17 protein-coding genes are annotated in these 20,998 nt (G+C 67.0%); 9 read left to right on the forward strand and 8 right to left on the reverse strand.

Annotated elements, in window-relative coordinates:
* Positions 1-3: 3 nt before the first annotated feature.
* From AC5P7E_RS08680 to AC5P7E_RS08690, 3 genes are read right to left on the reverse strand one after another with little or no spacing between them, the layout of a single operon-like run.
* Positions 4-846, reverse strand: a complete 843-nt coding sequence (locus AC5P7E_RS08680; protein WP_005408823.1) for an ABC transporter permease subunit — start codon at positions 844-846, stop codon at positions 4-6.
* On the reverse strand, positions 843-1,775 hold the full coding sequence (locus AC5P7E_RS08685; RefSeq protein WP_005408822.1) for an ABC transporter permease subunit: 933 nt from the start codon (positions 1,773-1,775) through the stop codon (positions 843-845). Before AC5P7E_RS08685 ends, AC5P7E_RS08680 begins: the two co-directional genes overlap by 4 nt.
* Complete coding sequence (locus tag AC5P7E_RS08690; protein ID WP_005408821.1) at positions 1,772-2,908, reverse strand: ABC transporter ATP-binding protein; 1,137 nt, start codon at positions 2,906-2,908, stop codon at positions 1,772-1,774. Before AC5P7E_RS08690 ends, AC5P7E_RS08685 begins: the two co-directional genes overlap by 4 nt.
* A 273-nt stretch (positions 2,909-3,181) precedes the next feature.
* Between AC5P7E_RS08690 and AC5P7E_RS08695 the strand changes: the two genes are divergently transcribed.
* Positions 3,182-4,582, forward strand: a complete 1,401-nt coding sequence (locus AC5P7E_RS08695; RefSeq protein ID WP_062607543.1) for a flavin-containing monooxygenase — start codon at positions 3,182-3,184, stop codon at positions 4,580-4,582.
* A 38-nt stretch (positions 4,583-4,620) separates the two neighbouring features.
* Here AC5P7E_RS08695 and AC5P7E_RS08700 read toward each other — a convergent pair whose 3' ends face one another.
* The 3 genes from AC5P7E_RS08700 to AC5P7E_RS08710 form a co-directional block, all read right to left on the reverse strand.
* Positions 4,621-5,730, reverse strand: a complete 1,110-nt coding sequence (locus tag AC5P7E_RS08700; RefSeq protein ID WP_005408819.1) for a polyamine ABC transporter substrate-binding protein — start codon at positions 5,728-5,730, stop codon at positions 4,621-4,623.
* 91 nt (positions 5,731-5,821) lie between these two features.
* On the reverse strand, positions 5,822-7,219 hold the full coding sequence (locus AC5P7E_RS08705; protein WP_005408818.1) for a glutamine synthetase family protein: 1,398 nt from the start codon (positions 7,217-7,219) through the stop codon (positions 5,822-5,824).
* Positions 7,216-7,977, reverse strand: a complete 762-nt coding sequence (locus AC5P7E_RS08710) for a gamma-glutamyl-gamma-aminobutyrate hydrolase family protein (RefSeq protein WP_005412789.1) — start codon at positions 7,975-7,977, stop codon at positions 7,216-7,218. Before AC5P7E_RS08710 ends, AC5P7E_RS08705 begins: the two co-directional genes overlap by 4 nt.
* Before the next feature lie 161 nt (positions 7,978-8,138).
* On the opposite strand from AC5P7E_RS08710, the gene AC5P7E_RS08715 reads away from it, so the two are divergent.
* The 5 genes from AC5P7E_RS08715 to AC5P7E_RS08735 all read left to right on the forward strand — a co-directional run bounded on the left by AC5P7E_RS08715 (position 8,139) and on the right by AC5P7E_RS08735 (position 14,810).
* Positions 8,139-9,416, forward strand: coding sequence for an NAD(P)/FAD-dependent oxidoreductase (locus AC5P7E_RS08715; RefSeq protein WP_005412788.1), 1,278 nt, complete (start codon positions 8,139-8,141; stop codon positions 9,414-9,416).
* 50 nt (positions 9,417-9,466) lie between these two features.
* Entirely contained in the window at positions 9,467-11,071 is a 1,605-nt protein-coding gene (locus tag AC5P7E_RS08720) for an MASE1 domain-containing protein (protein ID WP_114618480.1), read from the forward strand.
* 198 nt (positions 11,072-11,269) lie between these two features.
* The gene (locus AC5P7E_RS08725) at positions 11,270-12,823 is read left to right on the forward strand and encodes an MASE1 domain-containing protein (protein ID WP_099523920.1); all 1,554 of its coding nucleotides are present in this window, start codon (positions 11,270-11,272) and stop codon (positions 12,821-12,823) included.
* A gap of 96 nt (positions 12,824-12,919) precedes the next feature.
* Entirely contained in the window at positions 12,920-14,263 is a 1,344-nt protein-coding gene (locus tag AC5P7E_RS08730) for a diguanylate cyclase (protein WP_005408813.1), read from the forward strand.
* 85 nt (positions 14,264-14,348) lie between these two features.
* On the forward strand, positions 14,349-14,810 hold the full coding sequence (locus AC5P7E_RS08735; protein WP_004151683.1) for a bacteriohemerythrin: 462 nt from the start codon (positions 14,349-14,351) through the stop codon (positions 14,808-14,810).
* Here AC5P7E_RS08735 and AC5P7E_RS08740 read toward each other — a convergent pair.
* Positions 14,791-16,083, reverse strand: a complete 1,293-nt coding sequence (locus tag AC5P7E_RS08740) for an MFS transporter (RefSeq protein WP_174842179.1) — start codon at positions 16,081-16,083, stop codon at positions 14,791-14,793. The genes AC5P7E_RS08735 and AC5P7E_RS08740 overlap by 20 nt on opposite strands.
* Before the next feature lie 156 nt (positions 16,084-16,239).
* Between AC5P7E_RS08740 and AC5P7E_RS08745 the strand changes: the two genes are divergently transcribed.
* Entirely contained in the window at positions 16,240-16,881 is a 642-nt protein-coding gene (locus AC5P7E_RS08745) for a hypothetical protein (RefSeq protein ID WP_111197313.1), read from the forward strand.
* A 115-nt stretch (positions 16,882-16,996) separates the two neighbouring features.
* Here the strand turns inward: AC5P7E_RS08745 and AC5P7E_RS08750 are convergent, their stop codons facing one another.
* A complete protein-coding gene (locus AC5P7E_RS08750) occupies positions 16,997-18,493 on the reverse strand; it encodes an aldehyde dehydrogenase (protein WP_114618481.1) in 1,497 nt (498 codons plus the stop codon).
* A 103-nt stretch (positions 18,494-18,596) separates the two neighbouring features.
* Here AC5P7E_RS08750 and aptA point away from each other — a divergent pair, with 103 nt between their 5' ends.
* Together aptA and AC5P7E_RS08760 are read left to right on the forward strand one after the other, a co-directional pair.
* The gene (gene aptA / locus AC5P7E_RS08755) at positions 18,597-19,949 is read left to right on the forward strand and encodes an omega-aminotransferase AptA (protein WP_114618482.1); all 1,353 of its coding nucleotides are present in this window, start codon (positions 18,597-18,599) and stop codon (positions 19,947-19,949) included.
* Positions 19,950-20,012: 63 nt separating this feature from the next.
* Positions 20,013-20,891 carry a hypothetical protein gene (locus tag AC5P7E_RS08760; RefSeq protein ID WP_062607534.1) on the forward strand — a complete coding sequence of 293 codons (879 nt, stop codon included), beginning with the start codon at positions 20,013-20,015 and terminating at the stop codon, positions 20,889-20,891.
* The last annotated feature ends 107 nt before the right edge of the window (positions 20,892-20,998 follow it).

The raw sequence follows: 20,998 nt of genomic DNA on the forward strand, positions 1-20,998 counted from the left end.
TGCTCAGCCGTTGTCCTGCCGCGCCAGCTGCAGGTCGCGCTGGCGCCGCTTCTCGGCGCGGGCGTTGATGTACCAGCCGATCACCGCGGCGATCGACACCGCCGACACCAGCAGCGTGGCCAACGCGTTGATCTTCGGGCTGATGCCCATGCGCACCGAGGCGAACACCTTCATCGGCAGCGTGGTCGAGCCCGGCGTGGCGACAAAGCTGGCCACCACCACGTCATCCAGCGACAGGGTGAAAGCCAGCAGCCAGCCCGCCACCAGCGCCGGCGCGATGATCGGCAGGGTGATACGGCCGAACACGGTCAGCCGGCTCGCACCCAGGTCCATCGCCGCTTCTTCCAGCGACAGATCCATCTCCTGCAGCCGCGAGGACACCACCACGGTGACGAAGCACAGGGTGAAGGTGACGTGGGCGATCCAGATGGTGGCCAGGCCGCGTGCCGGGAAGCCGGGAATCGCGCCCATCGAGGCCAGCAGCGCCATCAGCGAGAAGCCCAGGATCACATCCGGCATCACCAGCGGCGCGGTGACCAGCGCGCCGAACAGCGGCTTGCCGCGGAAGCGCTTGAAGCGGGTCATGACCATCGCTGCCAGCGTGCCCAGCACGGTGGCCGTGCAGGCAGTCCAGAACGCCACCACCAGGCTGGTCCACATCGCATCCATCAGCGCGCGGTCGGCGAACAGGTCGCTGTAGGCACGGGTGGAGAACCCGGCCCAGACCATCGCCAGCCGCGAGCTGTTGAACGAATAGAACATCAACAGCAGGATCGGCAGGTACAGGAAGGCGAAGCCGAGCAGCAGCACGCCCAGCCCCAGGCCCTTTGCGCTACGCGGGCTCATGCCTGCTTCCCTTCCAGCAGGCGCTGCTGGGAACGGTTGAACAGCAGGATCGGCACCAGCAGCAACAGGATCATCGCCACCGCCATCGCCGAGGCGCCCGGCCAGTTGCGGTTGTTGAAGAACTCGTTCCACAGCTGGCGGCCCACCATCAGCGTTTCCGAGCCACCCAGCATTTCCGGGATCACGAATTCACCGATCGCCGGAATCATCACCAGCATGCAGCCGGCGATGATGCCCGCTTTGGACAACGGCAGGGTGATGCGCAGGAACGCCTGCCACGGCTTGGCACCGAGGTCGTAGGCCGCCTCCAGCAGGCGGTGGTCATGCTTGACCAGATTGGCGTACAGCGGGAGCACCATGAACGGCAGATAGCAGTAGACGATGCCGATGTAGGCGGCGGTCGGGGTGTCGATCAGCTGCAGTTTCGGCAGGCCCATCGACGTCATCAGCGTCTGCAGGCCGGTGAACTGCAGGAACTGGTCGAGCAGGCCGTTGCGGTCCAAGATCGCCTTCCATGCATACACGCGGATCAGGAACGAGGTCCACGACGGCAGCACCACCAGCATCATCGCCACGTTGCGCGCGGCGGGCGACAGGCGCGCGATGGCATAGGCCATCGGATAGCCGATCAGCAGCGTCAGGAAGGTCGAGATCGCCGCGATCCTGATCGAGCTCAGGAACGCCTGGGCATAGATCGAATCGCGGAACAGCGCCAGGTAGTTTTCCAGGTTCAGCTTCAGCGAGAAACCGCCATCGGCGTACTGCAACAGCCAGGTGTACGGCGGCGAGCCGACCCGGCTGAGCGAGAAGCTGATCATCAGCACGATCAGGAACGGCACTGCGAAGAACAGCAGCAGCCACAGGTACGGAATGCCGATCACCGTGGCACGCAGCCCCGGCAGCCAGCGCTTCAGGCCGGCGGTGCTCATGAGGTGAGCACCACGCCGTCGTTGTCGCGCCAGTGCACCCACACCTCGTCGCCCCAGGTGAGGCCATCACTGGCCCAGCGCTGCGAATTGGCGAAGTTGGCCAGTACCTTGGCGCCGCTGGGCAGGCGCACGTGGTAGACCGAATGGCTGCCGAAGTAGGCGATGTCCTCGATCACGCCCTGGGCCTTGTTGGTGTGCCCTTCCGGTTCGTCCTTGCCGATCATCACCTTCTCCGGGCGCAGCGCGAACGCGACCGGCTGCCCTTCATAGCCGGTGATGCCATGGGCGATGTAGATCGGCGCCGGGAACAGCGGCGAGCGTACGGTCACGTACTCCGGCAGGTCCTCGTCGATCACCCCGTCGAACAGGTTGACCGAACCGATGAACTCGGCGACGAAGCGGTTGGCCGGCTGCTCGTAGACCTCGTCCGGCTTGCCGACCTGCTGGATCCAGCCGGCATCCATCACCGCGATGCGGGTGGCCATGGTCATCGCTTCTTCCTGGTCGTGGGTGACCATCACGCAGGTCACGCCCGACGATTCGATGATGCTGACCAGTTCCAGCTGCATCTGCGAGCGCAGCTTCTTGTCCAGCGCGCCCATCGGCTCGTCCAGCAGCAGCAGCTTCGGCCCCTTGGCCAGCGACCGCGCCAGCGCCACGCGCTGCTGCTGGCCGCCGGACAGCTGGTGTGGCTTGCGCTTGCCCAGGTGGCCCATCTGCACCAGGTCGAGCATCTCGCCCACGCGCTTGCCGATCGCATCCTTGCCCAGGCCATCCTGCTTCAGGCCGAAAGCGATGTTCTGCTCGACCGTCATGTGCGGGAACAGCGCATAGGACTGGAACATCATGTTGACCGGCCGCTGGTACGGCGGCAGCGCGTCCAGGCGCTGGCCATCGAGGGTGATGCTGCCCTTGGTGGGCGTCTCGAAGCCGCCCAGGCAGCGCAGCAGGGTCGATTTGCCACTGCCGGAGCCACCGAGCAGGGCAAAGATCTCGCCCTTGCGCACGTCCAGGTTGACGTCGTCGACGGCGACGAAACCGTCGAATTCCTTGCGCAGGTCACGAATGGAGAGATAGCCGGGCGCACCGGTCGTGTCGACGACGGTGGCTACCGGCTGGGCTTCAACGGGCATGGGGGCTCCGGGAGCGGGCGGTGGACAGCGGCCGCCATTCTAACGGCCGGGGGGCCCAGGGGATATGACGGCGGCAGGCGGAAGCGGCCGCTGGCCGGCTCCGGGGGCGTTAGGAGTGTCGGTTTTCCCCCGCCATGGTGGCCTGCCCGCGCAAAGGCCCGGGCTCCCCGGGACGACCCTGCGGCCGTCCCGGCCAGACACCACAGGCGACGCCTCGATCTGCAACGTTTTTCAGAACCGGATCTGTTGAAGGCCCGGGGCATTCCCCGCGCAATGGCCCTGATCAAGGCCTTGCATGGACCCACACTGGTGATTTCCCCGGACAGCCCCTCTCCTTTCCCGCCCCGCCTGCCGGGCTCCCTGCCTGCAAGGCTGCCGCTGGTCATCATCGGCGCCGGCCAGGCCGGGTTGTCCCTCAGCGCGCTCCTGCAGGAAGCCGGCGTCGAGCATCGCGTGCTGGAGGCCGAAACCGTAGGCGCCAGCTGGCAGCGGCGCTGGGAGTCGTTCCAGACCAACACCGCCAACGCGACGATGGCCCTGCACGGCCATGCCTATGCGGGTGACGACCCGGAAGGCTTCATGGGCGCCCCGGAGGTGATCCGGCACCTCCGCGACTATGCCCACGAGCGTTCCCTGCCGATCAACGAGGGATGCGGGGTGCATCGGGTTGGGCCTGGGCCCGGTGGCTACGCCATCCACAGCAGCCAGGGGCTGATCCATGCCCGCGCAGTGGTGGTCGCCACCGGTGAATACCGCCGCGCACGGATGCCCCGGGTCCCGTTCGCGCCCGCGCCAGGCCTGACCGTGCTGCACTCGGGCGACTACCGCAGTGCCCGCCAGCTGCCCGATGGCGCCGTGCTGGTCATCGGGGGTGGGCAGTCCGGCGCGCAGATCGCCCAGGACCTGCGCGACAGCGGTCGCAGCGTGCACTGGTCACTGGCCCAGCGGCATTCGCATACCCGCCGGCTGCGCGGCAAGGACTCGATGACCTGGTGGGACATGGCCGGGCGCATCCATCAACATGTGAGTGAAGCGGCGGGCGTACTTGCCGGGGAACCGGATGCACTGCGCAAGGCCCGCACCGCAGAGTTCCCGCTTATTTCCGGCAAGGGAAACGGTGGCCTGGGCAGCTCGATCAGCCTGCTGGCGATGCACCGCGCGGGCATCAGGCTGCTGGGCCGGTTGCAGGGCTTCGATGGAAACGTCGCCCGCTTCGCCGATGTGCGCCCGCAGCTGCGTACCGCGATCGAGGCCACGCAGGCCGAGTACGCCTATCTTGATTCGCTGGCCAGCGCGTACTACGCCACGCGTCCCGAGCCACGCACCGACGATGCCCGCTACATTCCGGAGGAGGTCTATCTGCACTGGGAACCGGACGCATCCCCGCGCGAACTGGATCTGCAGGCGGAAGGCATCCGCTCGGTGGTGCTGGCCACCGGCTTCGTCGCCGAATGGCCCTGGCTCGACGTACCGGGCGCGCTGGATTCACATGGCTACCCGCTCGGCGACTTCGGTGTTTCCCCGCAACCGGGGCTGTTCTTCATCGGCATGCACAACCTGCAGCGGATGAGTTCATCGTTCCTGTGCAACGGCGGTCGCGATGCGCGCGACCTGCTGCCTGCCATCCTGCGGCACCTGGGCCGAAGCGGGAGTACCGGCATCGACCCAGGGTAAGGCAGCCGCCGGGCATGACCCGGCGGCACCAGGCCGGCTCAACGGCCGGTCTTCACCTCGGTCCACAGCCGGGTGTAGAGCTTGTCGGTTTCCGGCGTGTTGATCGAGTACGTGAACATCTTCGCGGCCACGTCGGCCGGCGGGTAGATGGTCGGGTCGGTACGGATCGCCTCATCCACCAGTGGGGTCGCGGTCGGCACCGGGTTGGCGTAGTGGATGAAGTTGGTGTTGGCCGCGGCAACCTTCGGCTGCAGCAGGTAATTGATGAAGGCGTAAGCGGCCTCCGGATGCTTGGCGTCCTTCGGGATCGCCAGCATGTCGAACCACTGCGGGGCGCCTTCCTTCGGGATCGAATAGGCCACGTGCACGCCATTGCTGGCTTCCTCGGCGCGGTCGCGGGCCTGGATGATGTCACCCGACCAGCCGACCACCAGGCAGGTGCCGCCATTGGCCAGCGAACCCACGTACTGCGAGGAGTGGAAATTCTGCACGTACGGTCGGATCGACTTCAGCAGGTCGGCCGCCTTCTGCAGCTCGGCCGGGTCACCGCTGTGCGGGTCCAGGCCCAGGTAATGCAGCGCGATCGGGATCATGTCGGCCGGCGTGTCCAGGATGGTCACGCCGCAGTCCTTCATCTTGCTGATGTTCTCCGGCTTGAACACCAGGTCCCAGCTGTTGGCGATGTCGGTGCTGCCACCGAAACGCTGCTTCAGCATCTCCACGTTGTAGCCGATGCCGGTGGTGCCGATCATGTACGGCACGCCGTACTGGTTGCCCGGGTCCTGGGTGGCGATGCGCTTCATCACCGCCGGATCGAGATTGGCCAGGTTCGGGATCTTGCTCTTGTCCAGCGGCAGGAACACACCGGCCTGGATCTGGCGACCGAAGAAGTTCAGGGTCGGCACCACCACGTCGTAGCCGCTGTTGCCGGCCAGCAGCTTGGTCTCGACCATCTCATCGCTGTCGAACACATCGTAGGTCACCTTGATGCCGCTCTCCTTCTCGAAGGTCGGGATGGTGTCCTCGGCGATGTAATCGCTGTAGTTGTAGACGTTCAGGACCTGGCTGTCCTGCGCGCCGCCATTGCCACCGCCACAGGCGGCGAGCATGGCGGAGGCCAGGCCGAGCGTGAGGATACGCAGCTTCATCGGGTGCTCCAGAATGCGGGAAGGGGGGCCGGCGGTGCCGGCGACGGGTGCCAGCCTACCCCCCGGCGGCGGATTTTTCTATTCCGGATGCTCAGACGTTCAGCAGCAGGAACTCGCGCTCCCACGAGCTGATGACACGGAAAAAGGTCTCGTATTCCTTGCGCTTCACCGAGATGTAGGCCCGGCAGAAGCGCTCGCCCAGCAGGGCCTGCAGTTCGCTGCACTGCTCCAGCCCATCCAGCGCTTCGCCCAGCGAGCGCGGCAGGTTGTAGCCCAGTTCCTTGGCGCTGCCGGTCACCGGCGCATCCGGTGCCAACCGCTCGCGGATGCCCAGCAGGCCGCAGGCCAGGGTCGCCGCCATCGCCAGGTAAGGGTTGGCGTCGGAACCGGCGAAGCGGCTCTCCACGCGCATGTTTTCCGGCGTGTCCAGCGGCACGCGCAGGCCACAGGTGCGGTTGTCGAAGCCCCAGTGCACGTTGCTCGGCGAGACTTCGCCGAACACCAGCCGGCGGTAGGAATTCACGTTCGGCGCGAAGAACGCCATCGCCTGCGGCGCGTACTTCTGCAGGCCGCCCAGATAGTGGCCGAACACCGGGCTGAACTCGCCTTCGGCATCGGTATCGCCAGCGAACACATTGCTGCCGTCGCTCACCCGCACCAGGCTCTGGTGGATGTGCATGGCACTGCCCGGCTCGTTCTCCATCGGCTTGGCCAGGAAGGTGGCATACACGCCGTGGCGCATCGCCGCCTCGCGCATGGTGCGCTTGAACAGGAACACCTGGTCGGCCAGGTCCATCGCATCGGCATGGGTGAAGTTGACCTCCAGCTGCGCCGCACCGGATTCGTGGATCAGCGTGTCCACATCCAGCTTCATCGCATCGGCGTAGTCGTACATCAGGTCGAGGATCGGGTCGAATTCGTTGACCGCATCGATCGAGTACGACTGCCGCGCAGTTTCCGGGCGCCCGGAGCGGCCGGCCGGTGGCAGCAGCGGGAAGTCCGGGTCGGTGTTCTTCTGCACCAGGAAGAACTCAAGCTCCGGCGCCACCACCGGGCGCAGGCCCAGCTCGGCGTAGGCCGCCAGCACGCGGCGCAGTACGTTGCGTGGCGCCAGCTCGTGCGGCTCACCGTTCTTGGTGTAACAGTCGTGGATGACCTGCGCGGTGGCGTCGGCCGCCCACGGCACCATGCGCACCGTGTCCGGATCGGGACGCAGCATCATGTCCGAGTCCGACGGCGAGGTCAGCTCGTAGTAGTCATCAGGGAACTCGCCGGTGACGGTGGTGGCGAAAATGCCTTCGGGCAGCCGCGTACCGTAATCATGCGAGAACTTGTCGGCGGGAATGATCTTGCCGCGCGCGTTGCCGGTGATGTCCGGCACCAGGCATTCGACCTCGGTGATGCGCCGCTCCTTCAGCCAGCGCAGCAGGCTGCTTTCCTGCGGTGCGGGGGGCGTAGCCGTCTTGCGCGGGCGCGTTCGGGAACTCATCGGGAATCCAGTCGGTTCTGTTGGTGCTGCCGGCAAGCTTGGCCGAACGCACGGAAAATAGCGTGATAGAACGGCGAGTCCATGACACGCCACTCCGGGTGCCACTGTACGCCGAGCACGAAACGATGGTGTGGGCTGCGCGCTGCCTCGACCAGTCCATCATCGGCCACGGCCTCGACCTGCAGCCCGTGTGCCAGTCGGTCGATGCCCTGCCCGTGAACCGAATTGACCTGTGCGCGGTCACCGCCTTGCCACTGCGCCAGCCAGCCATCCGCCGCCAGGGCGACCGCATGGGCCGGCCCGTACTGCACATCAACCGGCGCCTTCGGGTCTTCACGATGATCCGAAAGACCGGGCGCCGCGTGCACCTGCGGATGCAACGTGCCACCCAGCGCAACGTTCAGCTCCTGCAGGCCGCGGCAGATCGCCAGCACCGGCAGGTCCAGCGCCAGCGCCTCGTGCAGCAGCGCGAACGCGTTGGCGTCACGGGCCGGGTCATGCGGATTGCCCGGCCAGCTGCGACCGCCGTCGTAATGCTGCGGTTCGATGTTGCTGACCGCACCGGTCAACAGCAGGCCATCGAGCCCCTGCAGCCAGTCGCCGGCCGGCAGCGGCGGCTGCACGCTCGGCAACAGTACCGGGGTCACCTCGGCGGCTTCGGCCAGCGCGCGCACGTACTTCTCGCCGGCCACCGCGAAACGGTGATGGCCGAGCACGGTGCTGTCGGTGGGCAGGCCCACCCAGGGCAGGCGGCGCATGGGAAAACTCCTTGGCGTGCCGACACGTTACCCGCCGTCCGGCGAAGGCGGCAAGTCGTCGCCGTCACACCATGGCTGTCACGCATCGGCGAAACTACTCGGGTGAATGCTGATCGTCCTCCCCCGCTCTCCTCCACCGCACTGCGCCCGCGAGGCCTGCGGTGAGTGCCGCGTTCCCGCCCAGCTGGTATGCCGCCAGCCTGCCCGAACCACCCGTGCTGCCCCCGCTGCAGGGCGAGGTTCAGGCCGATGTCGCCGTGCTTGGTGCGGGCTACACCGGCCTGACCGCGGCCCTGGAACTGGCCTCACGTGGCCAGCGCGTGGTGGTGCTGGAGGCGCAGCGGATCGGTTGGGGCGCGTCCGGCCGCAATGGTGGCCAGGCGCTGGTCGGCTACGGCTGCGAGGTGGACGAACTGGAGCGTCAGCTGGGTCGTGATGATGCACGCCACCTGTTCGACTGGTCGCGCGACGCGGTGCAGGCGATGCGCACGCGCATCGATCGCCACCGCATCGACTGCCATTGGGTTGAAGGCCACGCCAGCGTGGCCATCCGTGAACGCCACGAGCGTGACCTGCACGCCAACTGCGAGCACCTGCAACGCCACTACGACTACCCCATGCAGTGGTGGGGCCGTGACGCTCTGCGCGCGCAGCTGGACAGCCCGCGCTACCGCGCCGCGATGTTCGACCCGCTCAGCGCACACCTGCACCCGCTGGCGTATGCACGCGGTCTGGCCGATGCAGCGCGCGCGGCAGGTGTGGTCATCCACGAGGATTCGCCCGTCGTGCGCATCCAGCGCGGGCCACGGCCGAGCCTGCACACTGCCCAGGGCAGCGTACGCGCCATGCATCTGGTGGTGGCCGGCAATGCCTGGCTGCAGGGCCTGCTGCCCGAGCTGGAGCGGCGGATCATGCCGGTCGGTACCTATATCGGTGCCAGTGAGCCACTGGGCGCAGAACGTGCCCGCGCCCTGATCGGCAACAACATGGCCGTGGCCGACACCGCCTGGGCACTGGACTACTTCCGCCTCAGCCACGACCACCGCCTGCTGTTCGGCGGCCGCGCCAGCTACTCGGCACTGCCCCCGCCCGGCCTGCGCGGGGTGATGCAGCGACGCATGCACGACGTCTTCCCGCAGCTGGCCGACGTGGTGCTGGACCAGGTCTGGGGTGGCTACGTGGACATCACACGCAACCGCGCCCCGCACTGGGGCCGGCTGGACGGCAACCTGTACTTCGCGCAGGGATTCTCCGGCCATGGGGTGGCCGCCGCCGGACTGGCCGGCGAGGTGATCGCCGCCGCCATCGCCGGCCAGAGCGAGCGTCTGGACGTGTTCCAGCGCCTGCGGCATGCGCCCTTCCCCGGCGGCCGGCTGCTGCGCACGCCCCTGCTGGTGGCGGCGATGTCGTGGTACAAGCTGCGGGATGCGTTGTGGTAGCGGGGCCCTTCCCAGCCACATAATCGGCGCAGGAGCTGGGGAGCACGTGGATGCAGTGGTGGAAAGACGGCCTGCTGGTGAGGATACGGGTCAGCCCCGAAGGGCTGGCGCTGGCGCTGCTCTATGCCCTCGCCTGCTGGAGTGCGCGCAAGCTGTCACTGGACCAGTTCTTCCTGCCTGCCGGCGTGCGGGTGGCCGCGCTGTTGCTGTGTCCGCCCCGTCTTTGGCCCTACCTGCTGATGGGTGAATACGCCTACTTCGCGCATCTGCGCATCCCCCTGATCAGCAAATACAACCTGACCTGGGTAATCCTGGCCTCGGTTTTCCTGATGCCTGCCGTGATGCTGATCGTGCGCCTGCACCGGAAACTGCTGGCACGCACCACGATCGTCGGCGTGATCTCCATTGCGGTATGCGCCGCGACGGTCATCAGTCTGCTCAACCTGGGAATCTCGTACCTGCTCTGGGAGCCGTTGCAGAACGCGTCATTCATCACCAACGTATTGCGCTATGCGCTGGGCGACTTCACCGGCATCCTGATCCTGGCACCCCTGGCATTGCTGTGGATCCGCCGCGCCGAGGAAAAATGGACAACCGGGTCTGTCGCGGCCACGGTCGCAGCACTCGGCGCCATGCTGGTCATTGGCCTGCAGGCGACGCCGGTACCGGCCTCGATCACGGCCCCCGGCTCGCTGCAGCTGCTGTTGATCCTGCCTATTCCCGCGATCGCCCTGACCTGCCTGCTGGGATGGCGCGGTGCGGCCATCGGTGTCGCCGCCGTCAACATGATTCTTGGCCTCAGCACCCCCGCCGACCATCCGACGGCATTCGACCCGGCTACCTTCGCTACCCAGCAGGCCATGGCCATCGCCAGCATCGCCCTGCTGTTGCTGGGTGCGCGCATCACCCACTTCCAGAACCAGCACCGGCTGCGCGAGGAAGATGGCAGAGCGGCCCTGCAGCTTGCGCGGAATTCACACCTGGCCAGCGAGATGGACCTGCGTGAGCGCGCGGCCCATCTGCGCCAGCTGGGCGATGGCATGGACTTGTCGCTGAACGAAATGGTGAACTGGCTGCATGCGCAGGGTCATCACGCCGTGGCCGACAGCCTGCGGCATACCTCGGAGGTGCATTCGCGCCTGTTCCGGGCCCAGGCCAGCATGATCTATCCCGCCGCCCTGGAACAGCTGGGCCTGTACGTGGCGTTGCAGGCTGGCGGGGTGCGCGAGGCATGGAATGCTACGCATCGCATCGGCCAGCCGAGGTTGAAGGGTGACCCCTGCGCACTCGGGGTCGGCCTGCAGCTTGCTGCCTATCGACTCGTGGTCGATGCGGTCTCGCTTCTATTGAAGTGCGAGTGTGGACAGATCTCGGTCAGTATCCGCTGCGGAAGCTCCATCCGGAAGCGTGGTGCCTTCATCTGCGTGGCTCTTCTGGACCGCCACGCATCACTGGGAAGCCGTGCAAAGGCGCTGGCAAACGAGCAGCTGCTGGGCCGAGTGCTCGCACACGCTGGCTACATGGACCTGAGTGGCAACAGGCTCAGGATGGTGTTGACCGAAGCACGGGACGCTCCCCGCCAGGCAGGCGCTGCTGAAGCCTTGAGGGAAAGCACACGCTCCATGGACGCTGGCGCCCCCCGGGCCGCGATCTGACTATCCCGGTGAAAGGAGCTGCAGATCATTGCGCGAAAGTGATCTTTGGTCGGCGCCGAACCCACCCCGCCAGGATCTGGCGCCGGCGTGCAATTGCGCCTCCCTGCTTCCATCGATACTGTCATCCAATGGCGCGTCATGGCGCGTTCAAGCAACCCGCACGGCCGCTGCCATGTCACGAGCAAGGGAGGCTCGGGTTTGGACCGATTCAAGAAGGCAGTTGAACTGAGCTTCCGTATCCGGCCAGCCGGCATCGCACTCGCGGCCGTCTATGCGCTGAGCTGCCTCGGCTCGCGTCAGTTTTCGCTGGATCAGTTCTTCCTGCCGGCGGGCATCCGCGCAGCGGCACTGCTGATCGTCCCGACCCGCCTGTGGCCCTACCTGCTGCTGGGCGAGTACGCGTACTTTGCAACGCTGCGCATCCCCATGATCGACACCTACGGCCTGGATTGGGTCATCCTGGCTTCGACGCTGCTGATGCCGATGGCGATGCTGGTGGTCTACCTGCATCGGATGAGAATACCGTCCGAAGCAGCCACCGGTCTGTGGCTGCTGTCGCTGTCGTTCTGCACAGCGTTGTTCGTGCCGGGTCTCAACCTGGGCATTTCATATGTCCTATGGTCCAACCCACCGCCCAGCAACCTGCTGGACGCGGTCGACCGGACGATCTTTGGCCACTTCGCCGCCATCATCACCCTGGTACCGTTGGCATTCCTCTGGTCGCGGCGGCAGGCCGACCCCGGTTGGACAGACCGTTTCGTCGCCCCTACCGCCTCGGCGATCCTGGTGATGCTGGTGCTGGGCCTGTGCATGCAATTGACACGCGCCGACGCCCACACGACGCGGACACACATGGTGCTGCTGGCCGCCCTTCCCGCCATCGCCCTGACCTTCATGCACGGGTGGCGCGGCGCAGCCATCGCGATTCCGTTGTTGAACCTCCCCCTGCACGGCGCAACGCCCAGCACTGGCCTGCCTTCCTCGTTCGACCTGGGCACGTTCGCCACCCAACAGAACATGGCGGTGATGAGTGTCGCACTGCTGGCACTCGGTTCCAGCATCAGCTATCACCATCAGCGCGCCCGGTCCCGCGGCCTGGCCGAGGCAACCACGCTGCGCCTGGCACGCGGCTCACTTCAGACCAGCGAGCGTGAGCTGCGTGAACGGGCCGTCCACCTGAAGCACCTGGGCGAGGGCATGGACAATTCGCTCAGCGAGATGGTCAGCTGGCTGAAGTCCCAAGGCCACCATGCGGTCGCAAACAGCCTGCAGCACGCGTCGTCGGTACATTCACGGCTGTTTCGCGAACAGGCCAGCCTGGTCTATCCCACCGGACTGGAGCAGGTCGGGCTCTACATCGCGCTGCACGCCGGCGGTGCATGCGAAATCTGGAACAACACGCATCGCGTCATTCCACCCAGGCTGGCGGGCAATCCCTGCCTGCTGACCGTGGATCTGCAACTGGCCATCTATCGCTCGCTGATCGAGGCGGTTTCACTTCTGCTGGAACTGGAAACCGGGCAGGTCTGCGTGCGCGCCCGAAGCGGTCGGGCAGGCAAGCATCGCGGCATTGTTGCCGTGGTGAGCCTGCTCGACCGTGGTTGCCCGCTTTCCACGCGTACCACCCAACAGGCCGTCGAGCGCCTGGCCGGACGGATGCTTGCCTACGGCGGAACGGTCCACTGCCGCGGCAATCGGCTGCGGCTGGTCCTGCATGAACCGATCACCCACGCGTCGCCAGCGGCGGCCTGACGCGGAATCTGGCCCGGCGCGCAACGTTCGCCGCTAAAGTTACACCCGAAACCGCCGTTATCCGTGCCGAGCCCCTCCCTCGTGAGCCACCGCATCATGCCCGTCCTGCCGCAGGCCGCCGTCGATGGCGACCTGGCCGATCCGCTGCCGCAGCGGATCCTGCTGGTCGAAAACTCCCGCGCCTTCACCGGCATGCTGCGCGAGGCCATCGAGCAGCGCCTGGAACTGCCGGTGGTGATCGCCTCCACCCTGGCCGAGGCCGACCGCCTGCTGAGCGAAGGTGGCGGCTGGTTCCTGGTACTGACCGGGCTGGTCCTGGCCGATGGCGACCGCGACGCGGTGGTCGAGTTCTTCCTCAAGCGCGACCTGCCCACCGTGGTGGTCAGCGGCGTGTACGACGAGGACCTGCGCAAGCGCGTGCTGCAGCAGCAGATCATCGACTACGTGCTGAAGAACACTCCCGGCAGCATCGATTACCTGGTGTGGCTGGTGCAGCGGCTGGAGCGCAACCGGCGCATCGCCGCGCTGGTGGTGGACGACTCACCGTCCGCGCGCGGTTATGCCGCAGCCTTGCTGCGCATGTACGGCCATGAGGTGCACGAAGCGGCCGATGGCAACGAAGGCCTGGCCGCGATCGAGGCGCATCCGGCGATCCGCCTGGCCGTGGTCGACCAGGAAATGCCGGGCATGCAGGGCGTGGAGTTCACCCGCCGCCTGCGCACCCTGCGCTCGCGCGACAAGGTGGCGGTGATCGGCATCTCCGGCAATACCGATGCATCGTTGATTCCGCGCTTCCTGAAGAACGGCGCCAACGATTTCCTGCGCAAGCCGTTCTCGCGCGAGGAATTCTTCTGCCGGGTCTCGCAGAATGTGGACCAGCTGGAGCTGATCGGCACCCTGCAGGACCTGGCCACCCGCGATTTCCTCACCGGCCTGCCCAACCGCCGCTGCTTCCTGGAGCAGAGCCAGCGCCAGCTGCCGCAGCTGCAGCTGCACGGCCAGTGCGTGGCGGTGGCGATGATCGACATCGACCACTTCAAGCACATCAATGACACCCATGGCCACGAAGCCGGCGACGATGCGCTGCGCGCGGTGGCCGGCGCGGTGGCCACGCATGCACGCAGCCACGACCTGATCGCGCGCTTCGGCGGCGAGGAATTCTGCCTGCTGGTGCCGGACATGGAGCAGGACGAGGCGCTGCTGTACTTCGAGGAGCTGCGCCAGCGCATCGCCGCGCTGGAGGTGGACATCGGCACCGCCACGCTGCGCATGACGGTCAGCATCGGGCTGTGCTGCCTGCGCCCGCAGCGCGATGCACTGCACCGGCTGATCTCCGAAGCCGACCGCCAGCTGTACCTGGCCAAGGCCGGTGGCCGCAACCGGGTCAGCTGCACCACGGTCGCCAGCCCGCTGCGCCCACGCGAGCCGGCGCTGCCCTGACCGGTACGCTTTGATCCAGATCAACGCCGCCCGCGCCGGGCGGCTCTACAGTCGGCCCCGACATACGCATGAAGGGGAGCCGGGGATGGCACTACTGGTCTGGCAGGATGATCTGAACATCGGCATCGATGTGATCGACCAACAACACCGCCGCATCATCGAAATGCTCAACCACCTGCACGTGGCCCAGGCCAGCATGCAGCGTGCCGCAGTGGGTGAAGTGATCGACGAGGTGGTGGACTACACCATGTCGCACTTCGCGTTCGAGGAAGAGCTGATGGAGGAAGCGGGCTACCCGTTCTGTGCCGCGCACAAACGCGTGCATGAGGTCTTCATCAAGCGTGTCTCGGAGTACCGCATGCGCTTCCAGGCCGGCGAGGACATCAGTGACGAGCTGCGCACCATGCTCTCGCGCTGGCTGTTCAACCACATCCGCGGCGACGACCAGGCCTATGCCGAACAGGTCAAGGCGCACCTGAACCAGTTCGCCCGCGAACACCAGGGCGGCGGCTGGCTGGGTCGCACGCTCAAGCGCTTCTTTGGTTGAGCCGCAGCGCGCGCCGGTGCAGTGCCACCAGCGCGCACAGGGTCGCCACCGCAGTCAGGCACAGGTAGTAGCCGACCGCGACCAGGCCGAAGCGTTCGGCCAGCCAGGTGGCCAGGTACGGCGCCGGTGCCGCACCGAGGATGCCGGCCAGATTGAAGGACAGCGAGGCACCTGTGTAGCGCACCTCCACCGGGTAGATCTCGGCCAGGAAGGTACCGCAGGGGCCGTAGGTCAGCCCCATCAGGAACAGGCCCAGGCACAGGAAGGCGGTGACCAGCCACGGGCTGTGCGGCTGGAACAACGGTGCGAACAGTACGCCGAAGCCGACGATCAGTACGCTGGCAACAATCATCGTGCGCCGCGTGCCCCAACGGTCGCCATAGCGCGCCGACAGCGGGATGCCCAGCGCGAAGAACAGCATGCCGGCCATCTGCATCAGCAGGAACTGCTCGCGGCTGTAGCCCAGCACCGCGGTGCCATGGCCGAGACTGAACACCGTCATCAGGTAGAACAGCACGAAGGTGGCGAACGCACCCAGCGTGCCGAGCAGCATCGGTACCGGGTGGTCACGCAGTACCGTCCACATCGGCAACCGCACCGGCGCCTTGCGCTCCAGCGCCTTCTTGAAGTCCGGCGTCTCGTGGATGTTCAGGCGCACCCACAGGCCGAGGCCGACCAGCAGCGCGCTGGCCACGAACGGAATGCGCCAGCCCCACTGCAGGAAGTCGTTCTGGCTCAGGCAGCGGCCGAGCACGAGGAAGATGCCGGCCGACAGCAGGAAGCCGAGCGGCGCACCCAGCTGCGGGAACATGCCGTACCAGGCGCGCTTGCCCGGCGGCGCATTCTCGGTGGCCAGCAGCACCGCCCCACCCCACTCGCCGCCCAGCCCAAGGCCCTGGCCGAAACGGCATAGCGCCAGCAGCGCCGGCGCCCACAGCCCGATCTGCGCATGGGTCGGCAGCAGGCCGATCAGCACCGTGGACAGGCCCATGGTCAGCAGCGCGGCGACCAGGGTGGCCTTGCGGCCGATGCGGTCGCCGAAATGGCCGAACACCGCCGAGCCGACCGGACGCGCGATGAACGCCACCGCGAAGGTCGCCAGTGACTGCAGCAGGGCCGCCTGCTCACTACTGTCCGGAAAGAACAGGTGCGGGAACACCAGCACGGCGGCCGTGGCGTAGATATAGAAATCGAAGAATTCGATGGTGGTGCCGATCAGGCTGGCCAGCAGGACACGACGGGGGGAGTTCACGGGCGGCGCGGCAGCAGTGATCGTCGACATCGGCAACACGGGTAACGGCGGATCGCCCGATTCTGCCACGGGCCGATGGCCGCACGGGACGATGGTTTCAGCCGACACCGATGCCAACGGAATTTTTCCGGCCGCCGGCTAGGCTGCGCCACCGGTCCCTGCATGGATGCCTTGCCCATGGCTGCAGTTGCGTTGTCATGCTCCGATTCGCCGAAGCTGCCGCGGATGGCGGCATGGCTGGTGGTACTGCTGGTGCATGGCGGGCTCGCTCTGTGGATGCTGGACAGCGGCCGGATCGAACTGCGTAGCGGTGAGGGCCCGCGGATCTCGCTGCATTGGCTGCCACCGGAACCGCCGGCGCCGGTACCTCAACAGCCCGCCTTGCCCTCCGCAAAGATGATGCGTCCGGCCGCATCGATGATGCCCCGCCCTGCCCCGGTTGCACAGGCAGAGAGCGCCCTGCCTGCCCCGGGGAACGTGGCTGCAGTGGCGCCACTGATCCTGAGCCTGCCTGCGGGCAGCATCGACGGCGGTGACGGCATCAGCGCAGCTGGCGTGGCGCCTCGCCTGATCGGTCGGCGAGAGGTCCATCCTGCGTTCGGGCCTCGCCGCAATTACTTCCGGATCCGTCGGCAGATGAGCCCCGAGCAGATCGTGCATGGCGTTGCGCAACTGCTGGGGCTTTGGCCGCCGGGATACATCGTCGACCCGTGCGAACTGGGCCGGCAGGACATGGATTACTTCCAGAATGCCGTCGAAGAAGCCGACCGCGACATGCTGCGTGCGGCAGTGCTGCAGGTGAGTGCCCGCTGCCGGTAGCTCGACGGCTGTCTGCCTTCTGTAGAGTCGAGCAAGGCTCGACTGCTCTTCGCGAGAAGCAGTCGAGCAGGGCTCGACGCTACAAAGAACGAACAGCGGTCAAGCAGCCACGTCGTTACAGCTGGATCCAGGTGGCCTTGATCTCGCTGTACTTGTCGAACGCATGCAGTGACTTGTCGCGCCCATTGCCGGACTGTTTGTAGCCACCGAACGGTGCGGTCATGTCGCCACCATCCCAGCCGTTCACCCACACGCTGCCGGCGCGCAGCTGGCGTGCGACGCGATGGGCGCGGCCGAGGTCGCGTGTCCACAGGCCCGCCGCCAACCCATAGCGGCTGTCATTGGCCACGCGCACTGCCTCCGCTTCATCCTCGAAACCAAGTACCGCCAGCACCGGGCCGAACACCTCCTCGCGTGCCAACGCGTGGTCCGGACGCACCTGGTCGAACACCGTGGGCTGCACATAGCAGCCGCCGGCCTCCACCTCGGCCCGATGGCCGCCGAGCAGCAGGCGGGCGCCCTCGCCTTCGGCCCGTGCGATATCGGCCAGCACCTTGTCCGCGTGCGCGGCATCGACCAGCGCGCCCATCGGTGCATCGGCCTCCAGTGGATGCTGCGGCTGCATATGCTGGCCGTAGGCAATCACCTGGTGCACGAAGTCCTCACGGATCGAGCGCTGCACCAGCAGCCGCGAGCCGGCGGTGCAGACTTCGCCCTGGTTGAAGAAGATGCCCTGCGCCACGGCCTTGGCTGCTACGTCCAGGTCCGGTGCGTCGGCGAACACCAGGTGCGGGCTTTTGCCACCGCATTCCAGCCAGACCCGCTTGAGGTTGGACCGTCCCGCATGCTCCAGCAGCTTCGCGCCGGTGGCGGTGGAACCGGTGAAGGCCAGCACGTCCACATCCATGTGCAGCGCCAACGGTTCACCGACGCGCGTACCGTGGCCTGGCAATACGTTCAGCACGCCGTCCGGCAGGCCCGCCTCAGCGGCCAGCGCGGCCAATCGCAACGCACTCAAGGGCGACCGCTCGGAAGGCTTGAGCACCACCGAATTGCCCATGGCCAGCGCAGGCGCGATCTTCCAGCAGGCCATCAGCAACGGAAAGTTCCATGGCACGATCGCTGCGACCACGCCGGCTGGCTCGCGCGTGACCAGGCCCAGCTCGTGTGGGCCAGTCGGTGCGACTTCGCCGTACAGCTTGTCCACCGCTTCGGCGGTCCAGCGCAGGCAGCGCACCACGCCGGGCAGGTCGATACGGCGTGCGTCGCGCACCGGCTTGCCCATGTCCAGGGTTTCCAGCAGGGCCAACTCATCAGCGTGCTTTTCCACCAATACCGCCAAGGCCAGTAACACCCGCTTGCGATGGGCCGGGCTGGCCTCTGACCAGTGGCCCGCATCGAAGGCACGCCGCGCCGACCGAACTGCGCGCTCTACGTCCTCTGCATCGCAGTCGGCGACCACCCCCAGCACGCGCCCATCAATCGGGCTGATGCAGTCGAAGCGCGCGCCGCTGGCAGCGTCGGTGTAGCGACCATCAATGAAGGCCTGTGCGGGCATCGAAAGCTGCTGGGCCAGCACCTGCCAGTGGCTGCGGTCGGGAAAGTCGGCCATGTCGGGCTCCTCGGAACAGTTTCCCCGGTTATACCGGCGCGGCCGCGACTCCGCCGTGACGTGGCTGCGCTACATTTCCCCCATCGGACCCGATGGAGCTGGCATGAAGCGTTCCGCGAGCGACCTGCACGATCTGGCTACCCAACGCCCGGAGTCATTGGAGGCGTACTGGATGCCGTTCACCGCCAACCGCCAGTTCAAGGCCGCGCCGCGTGTGCTGGTGCGTGCCGAGGGCATGCACTACGAGGATGTCGACGGCCGCCAGATCCTCGATGGCACCGCCGGCCTCTGGTGCTGCAACGCGGGCCATGCCCGCCCACGCATCGTCGAGGCCATCGTCGAGCAGGCACGCACGCTCGACTACTCGCCGGCCTTCCAGATGGGCTCACCGCCGGCCTTCGCGCTGGCGCAGCGACTGGCCGCATTGGCGCCGACGCCACTGAACCATGTGTTCTTCACCAGCTCCGGCTCGGAGGCGGTGGATACCGCGATGAAGATCGTGCTGGCCTACCACCGCCAGCGTGGCGAGGGCCAGCGCACGCGTTTCATCAGCCGCGAGAAGGCCTACCACGGCGTGGGCTTCGGCGGCATGGCGCTGGGCGGCTTGCCCAACAACCGCAGGGCGTTCGGTCTGCAGCTGGGCGGCGTGGACTACCTGCGCCACACCCTGGACCTGCAGCGCAATGCGTTCAGCAAAGGCCTGCCGCGCCAGGGCGCCGAGCTGGCCGATGACCTGGAACGACTGATCGCACTGCATGACGCCTCAACCATCGCGGCGGTCTTCGTCGAACCCATTGCCGGTTCCGCCGGGGTGATTCTGCCGGCGCCGGGCTACCTGCAGCGCCTGCGCGAGCTGTGCGACCACCACGGCATCCTGCTGGTGTTCGATGAGGTCATCACCGGTTTCGGCAGGGTCGGCATGCCATTCGCCGCACAGCGCTTCGGGGTCACCCCCGACCTGCTGACCTTCGCCAAGGCGGTCAGCAACGGCGCAGTGCCGCTGGGCGGCGTGCTGGCCAGCGACGCGGTGCATGCAACCCTGATGCAGGCACCGCCACAGGCCATCGAGCTGTTCCATGGCTATACCTGTTCGGGGCATCCGCTGGCCTGCGCGGCCGCACTGGCCACGCTGGAGGTCTACACCGAGGAGCGCCTTTTCGAGCGCGCCATCGAGCTGGGCGAGTACTGGCAGGAACGGCTGCATGCGCTGCAGGGCCTCCCCAACGTGATCGACATCCGCAACTTCGGCCTGGTCGGCGCGGTCGAGCTGGCGCCTCGCCGCGATGCGCCGGGCAGCCGGGGCTACGAGGTCTACCGGCGCTGCTTCCACGACGGCGGGCTGCTGGTGCGCTGTACCGGTGACATCATCGCGCTGTCGCCCCCGCTGATCGTGGACAAGGCGCAGATCGACCAGATCACCGGCACGCTGGGCGAGATGATCCGGGCCACTGCCTGAGCCCTGGCCGGCGGCGGCGAGCGGGTACAATGGGCGGTTCCGCTCCTGCTCGCTGCCGTGCCCATGGATATCGTCGTCAAAGAAGAACTCAAGGCCTATATCGACCCGCTGACTGCGGACGAACATGACGCGCTGGAGCGCAGCATCCTGGCCGAGGGCTGTCGTGACGCGCTGGTCCTGTGGGGCAACGTACTGGTCGACGGCCACAACCGCTTCGGCATCTGCCAGAAGCATGGCCTGCCCTTCAACACCGTACAGAACACCCGCTTCCAGAGCATGGAAGACGTGCACCTGTGGATGATCGAGCAGCACCTGGGCCGTCGCAGCGTGTCCGACTTCCAGCGCGGCGTGCTGGCGCTGCGCAAGCGCGACATCCTGGCCGCCCGCAAGCAGATCGAGCAGGCGCAGCTGCAGCGCGAGAGCGATGGCACTGCCGACGCCACCGATGAGGCCGGTGAAGACAGCCCGCCGTGGGAGCCGGCGCCGAAGATCAGCCGCGCCGAGCTGGCCCGCGAAGCCAAGCTGAGCACCAGCCAGGTTGGCATGATCGAGCGCATCCACGCCCAGGCCGCGGCCGAGGTGGTGGAAGCGGTCAAGGCCGGCGTGATCTCGATCAGCGCCGCCGCCGCCGTGGCTGACCTGCCGGAAGAAGAGCAGCGCGCCGCCGCCGCCGGTGGCAAGGACGAGCTGAAGCAGGCCGCCAAGCGCGTGCGCGAGTCCAAGCGCAAGCCGCGTGCGCCGAAGCCGGAAGCAGCCGAGATGGATTTCGAGGAGGCAGATGAGGACGAGATCGCCAGCCGCGATGCCGAGGTGCTGTCGGCGCTGGAGCAGCTGGGCGAGGACGCACCAGCGCTGCGCCGTCGGGTGGTCGCGCTGACCCGCGAGAACGACACCCTGCGCGCGCAACTGGCCGCGCTGCGCAAGCAACTGGAAGCGCTCTGAACCAAGGGGTAGTGCCGGCCGCTGGCCGGCAACGCCATGAACGTATCGGGTGCGTTGAGGTTGCCGGCCAGCGGCCGGCACTACCAGATGCTCATGCCGTGCCGGTT

It is taken from the genome of Stenotrophomonas sp. YJH_SMC_25 (genome assembly GCF_059369595.1).